The 6,000-nt window shown below is 45.3% G+C and carries 3 protein-coding genes; all 3 read right to left on the bottom strand.

The genetic code is table 11. The annotated features are described in order from the left end of the window. Positions 1-154 precede the first annotated feature (154 nt). The 3 genes from N5O98_RS16175 to N5O98_RS16165 are packed head-to-tail and all read right to left on the bottom strand — an operon-like array spanning position 155 to position 5,898. Positions 155-1,534, bottom strand: coding sequence for an efflux transporter outer membrane subunit (locus N5O98_RS16175; protein WP_004297381.1), 1,380 nt, complete (start codon positions 1,532-1,534; stop codon positions 155-157). After that, positions 1,534-4,638: an efflux RND transporter permease subunit gene (locus N5O98_RS16170; protein ID WP_004297380.1), complete on the bottom strand. Its 3,105-nt coding sequence runs from the start codon at positions 4,636-4,638 to the stop codon at positions 1,534-1,536. Before N5O98_RS16170 ends, N5O98_RS16175 begins: the two co-directional genes overlap by 1 nt. A gap of 3 nt (positions 4,639-4,641) precedes the next feature. After that, positions 4,642-5,898 carry an efflux RND transporter periplasmic adaptor subunit gene (locus N5O98_RS16165; protein WP_004297379.1) on the bottom strand — a complete coding sequence of 419 codons (1,257 nt, stop codon included), beginning with the start codon at positions 5,896-5,898 and terminating at the stop codon, positions 4,642-4,644. Positions 5,899-6,000 lie beyond the last annotated feature (102 nt).

Here is a 6,000-nt window from a genome sequence, read left to right as displayed (position 1 = left end):
ACGAAAAACTTTATACCTAAAGATACGAAAACTTTGGGTAATAACAAAGCCCGGGCTTGAGAAAGTCTGGGCTTTGCGCATAAAAAAAGGCTGTGTCAGCGTTTTGACACAACCTCTTTACGTTTTCTTCAGCGAGCTAATTTATAATATAATTCTAGGGATTCTGCTCCCAGCCTCCGCCAAGAGCCTTATAAAGTTGAACCACCGCAATCAACTCGTCACGAATGGCATTACTCAATCCGATTTGGGCATCAAAGTATCCACGTTGGGCATCCAACACATCCAGATAGTTGATGACTCCATTGATGTACTGCAATTGTGCCAAGTCCATGTAGCTCTTGGCCGAACGTTCCAGATTGGCACGAAGTTCGTACACTTCCTTAATCTTGTTGAAGTTGACAATCGCATTACGTGTTTCCTTGAAAGCTTCCAGTACGGATTTCTCATAACTATGTACTTCAGCCTCATAAGCAGCCTTTTTCGCTTTCAATGCCGCACGGTTCTTTCCCCAACCAAAGATAGGAGTTAATAAAGCTCCTTCCATAACTGCATAGGGAGATTTCAAGAGTTCCGACAAAGAAGTACTTTCACTACCGAAACCACCTGTCAGGGCAAGACGCGGGAACATATTCGTATAGGCCACTCCTACTTTTGCATTGGCAGCAATCAATTTCTGCTCTGCCTGACGAATGTCGGGACGGCGTTCCAACAAAGTAGACGGCAACCCTACAGGAAGTGTTTCCGGAGAATTAAACTCCTGAAGCAAACGGGAACGGGCTATCTTATTAGGATATTCACCCGCAAGATAAGCAATATCGTTCTCTTTCAGGGAGATTTTACGTTCCAAGTCAGGAACCAAAGTGGCCGTACGTGCCAACTCCACTTGTGCCTGTCGATAGGAAGTCTCGGAAGTCAATCCACCGGCAAACCGGATACGCGCCAGGCGCACCCCTTCTTCACGGGCTTTCAATGTCTGTTTGACAATATCAAGCTCTGTATCCAAAGCTACCAGTTCATAGTAAGCCTGTGCCACTTCAGCCACAATCGTCATCTGCAATGCACGTTGTGCTTCAATAGATTGCAGATACTCGGCAATGCTGGCCGAACGCGCCCAACGCAGATTTCCCCAAAGATCGACTTCCCACGAAACGAGGAATTGTGCTTCAAAGGTATCCGATCTCTTGAAAGCATCTCCTCCATGATTCTCGAGTTCGCGTTCCCCTGTCACTTTTCCTTTAATATCCGGAAGCAATGCAGCCGTAGAAATTCGTTTCTGCGCAGCCATTTCTTTCACACGGGCAGCAGCAATCAGCATATCTTTATTATGATCCAATGCACGCTCTATCAGACTTCTCAATGTAGCATCTGTATAAATATCCCTCCAGTCCTGGTCACCGAAGCTAACCGAATCCTGTGATCTTTCCAAGCTGTCGGGTAAATGAAGATCAGGACGGACATAGCTTTTCCCTACCTTGCAGGAAGTCAGTACTCCGGCAAGTAACAGGATAGCAATATATAGTTTCTTTCGTTTCATTATTTCTTATGTTTTAAGATTTTCGACTTTGTTTTATACACCATCACAAAGAAGAACGGCACAAGAATGATACCAAATACGATGGCAAATATCATTCCGAAAAATACACCTGTACCGATTGCCTGCCGGCTTGCCGAACCCGGACCACTTGCCAGTACCATCGGAAGCATACCGAGCACAAAGGCAAGAGAGGTCATCAGAATCGGACGGAAACGCAATTTGGCTGCGTATATGGCCGATTGCACCAAGTCTTCACCTTTATCTACCTGCACCTTTGCGAACTCTACAATCAAAATTGCATTCTTAGCGGCAAGTCCGACCAACATAACCAAGCCAATCTGGAAATAGACATCGTTTTCCAATCCGCAAACCCATACTCCCAAATAGGCTCCCAAAGCAGCCACAGGTAAAGAAAGCAACACAGCAATAGGCACTGTCCAACTTTCGTATTGTGCAGCAAGGAAGAGGAAAACGAACAAGAATACCAGTGCCATCACCATACCCGTCTGACCTCCCGCCTGCTTCTCCTGATAGGAAAGGCCGCTCCATTCCAGTCCGATATTATCGGGAAGATGATCGCGGGCAATCTGTTCCATGATCTCCATCGCCTGTCCGGAACTATATCCTTGCGCAGCTGCTCCACGAATAACGGCCGTAGTAAACATATTGAAACGTTTGATACTTCCCGGTCCTGTGGTATATGATGCATTTCCCAGAGAAGTCAATGGTACCATCGCTCCATTGGAGGCTTTCACAAAAAACAAATTAATATTGTCTTTGTGTTCGCGATAAGGAGCTTCTGCCTGAATATAAACCTTATATATACGGTTGAACATATTAAAGTCGTTCACATAAACCGAACCGGTATAAGCCTTCATGGTAGAAAACACATCAGCCAAAGGTACACCCAGCATCTTCACTTTGTCTCGATCCACATCAAAATAGAGTTGTGGGATTTCCGACTGCAAAGAAGATGACAAGCCCGCCAACTCTTTGCGTTTGGATGCGTAGTACATTAATGTATCTGTCGCGTCTACCAAATTATCAAAAGTGGCTTCTCCACGAGCTTCCAGCTGCATCTCAAAACCTCCCGAACTACCGAGCCCCGGAATAACCGGAGGAGTGGACAGATAGACTTTACATTCCGGATATTCCTCAAGATGTTTCTCTACCGTATGCATGATCTTCTCAATAGTGGTACTCTTCCGTTCCTCCCAAGGTTTCAGGATCACCGTCAGTTCTGCACGTCCCTGGTTACTTCCGACACGAGGACTACTTCCCGTTACATTCTGTATATACTCAATGTACGGGTTCTTTTCCAGATAAGCAATGGCACGCTCTGTCACGATACGGGTACGTTCCAGAGTAGCCCCTTCCGGCAGTTCCAATTCAATCTTGAAATATCCCTGATCTTCCACAGGTAAGAAACTGGTCGGAATAATGCGATGAATCAACATGATAGCAATCAACACCATACCAAAAGCACTCAAAACTCGACGAGGATGCTTAATTGTACGAGTTACGGCAGCTACATACTTATTACTACCGATACCCAGCCATTCATTAATCTTCCGGAAAACGATATTCTTTTTCTTCCCGCTATCCGGTTTCAGAATCAGCGAACACATCACCGGACTCAATGTCAGAGCCACGACCGTAGAAATAAGCACGGATACTACAATTGTCACCGTAAACTGGCGATACAACTGTCCTGTAATCCCACTTAAAAAGCTAACCGGGACGAACACAGCCGCCAATACCAGCGAAGTGGCAATCAAAGCACTGGCAAGTCCGTTCATCGCTTTTTTCGTAGCTTCATAAGGACTTAGGTGCTCCGTTTCCATGATATGTTCCACACCTTCCACCACCACAATCGCATCATCCACCACAATACCGATCGCAAGGATCAATCCGAGCAATGTCAGGATATTCAATGAGAAACCGAAAATCAACATGAATCCGAAAGTACCGATCAATGAAATAGGCACCGCCACTACCGGAATCAACGTTGCACGCCAGCTCTGCAAGGATAAATAAACTACCAGAACCACCAATACCAACGCTTCAAACAACGTCTTATATACTTCATGGATAGATTCGGAAATATAAGTCGTCATATCGAACGGAATCTCATAGCTCAATCCCTCCGGAAAGTTCTTACTAATCTCATCCATTGCCTCTTTTACTCTCTCGGCCACTTCCATCGCATTAGCACCCGGTAACATATAAATACCAAGCACGGCAGCATTTTCACCGTTGATACCACTCTCTGTATTATACGAAGAAGCTTCCAGCGATACACGTGCCACATCTTTCAATCGAATGATAGAACCATTCGCATTGGCACGTACTACGATATCTTCAAATTGTCCTACAGTGGAAAGACGTCCCTGTGTCGTGATAGGAATCGTGATATCCAATCCTTGTACAGGCTGTTGTCCCAGCACACCCGCTGCTGATTCACGATTCTGATCTTTCAATGCATTCTGCAAATCCTGTACGGTCAGTCCGAAGTTTGCCAGCTTATCCGGCTGCGCCCATATCTGCATGGCATAATAACGGCTACCGATATTGGATACACGTCCCACTCCGGGAATACGGCGAATCACATCGAGCACATTGATGGTAGCAAAGTTACTCAAGTAAATCTCATCGAACTTTGGGTCGGTAGAAGTCAAACAAAGCGTCATCAACTGACTGGGAGCCTGTTTTTCTACCGAAATACCATTCTGAATCACTTCCGCCGGCAAACGGGATTCTGCCAGTTTCACACGATTCTGAATCTCAACAGCTGCCAAATCCGGATCAGCAGATACATCAAAAGTAACTGTTGCCGAAAAACCTCCGGAGTTAGAACTATTTGATTCCATATAAAGCATCCCCGGAGTACCATTGATTTCCTGCTCAATCGGGGTAGCTACTGCCTGTGATACAGTAAGTGCACTCGCACCCGGATAAGAAGCACTAATCTTCACCACCGGAGGAGTAATCTGCGGGTATTGATCCACCGGAAGCATCGTCAGACCAATAATACCGACAATCACAATCACGATGGAGATTACAGCCGAAAAGACCGGCCTATCTATAAAAAAAGTAACTTTCATCGTTTATTCTCCTTTCGCGTTATCCTTCGTTCCGGTAACATTTTCTTTCGCCCCGGCCACTTCATTTTTTGTCGCAGTTATACTATCCTGGGCTTCTGCATCCGGTTGGCTCACCCGTACTTTCATACCCGGAGTCAACTTATGGAACCCTTCTACAACTACCATTTCTCCTTCTGCCAATCCTCTTTCTACCACCACATTATTCCCGACTTCCGGTCCTAATTCGATAAAACGTTTCTCTACTGCATTATCCCTGCGCATGGTATAAATATATGCTCCACCCTTTTCGATGGTAACGGCTTTCATTGGAACAACGAGTGCTCCTTCACGAACATCCAGCAACAATTTCACCTTTGTAAACTGTCCCGGCAACAATACTTGTTTCGGATTAGGCATTTCTGCACGTACAGAGAAAGTGCCGGTTTGAGGATCCACCTGGGGTTCGGCAAAATCCACGTATCCTTTGAATGGATAGACTGTGTTATCTGCCAATGTTATGGTAATATTGGGCTGCCAGGAACGGGTAGAATCCTGCTGTCCCAAATTAATATTTCTTTCTTTACTCTTCAGATAATCGAGTGCCGTCATACTAAAATCAACCAACACCGTATCACTCTTCACAATAGTAGCAAGCAATGATTTTCCCCCGGGTCCCACTAACGTACCCAAATCCACATTTCTTTCACTAATGTGTCCCGACAAAGGCGAACGGACAATGGTGTAGCCCAGCTCCAATTCAGCCTGTGCCAAATCCGCCTCACTCATGGCTACCGTTGCCTCAGCACTTTCATAAGCAGCTTCCGCATTATCCAAATCCAACTGGCTTGCAGCATTCTGCTCAAACAACGGACGGATACGTTTTAAATCACGCTCCGCCTTCAAAGCCTGCGCTTCGTCTTTTTTCAACTGCGCTCTGGCCTTATCAGCTTTGGCACGATACTGGTCCTGATTAATGACAAACAAAACCTGATTCTTATTGACATATGTACCTTCGGCAAAAAGCATATTTTCCAGATAGCCTTCCACCCGGGCACGGACTTCGACGAACTGTTGGGCACGAATACGCCCTACATACTCCCCGTATATCTCTACATCATCTTTCACTACCGGTTCTACAATGACTGTCGGCATTTCCGGCGCAGCCTTCTGAGGTCGGGTCAGTATCCAATACACACCCAACACAAGTACCACACATATAATAGCAGCAATGGTTCTCTTTCTCCTCAGTTTCAACTCATGTTTCGAAAAGAATAATCTCATATCGAATCTTATTATTTAATTTAACTTATGTTTGTTCTATACTCTTTCTTGCAATTAGTATGCCAAAATTCATTACACCTATTATTTACTGGTATTCAGTCT

The organism is Bacteroides sp. LFL-34, from assembly GCF_027257075.1.
GTDB lineage: Bacteria > Bacteroidota > Bacteroidia > Bacteroidales > Bacteroidaceae > Bacteroides > Bacteroides ovatus.
Note: the sequence above shows the minus strand (reverse complement) of the source record. Positions and strands in the feature narration are given on the sequence as shown.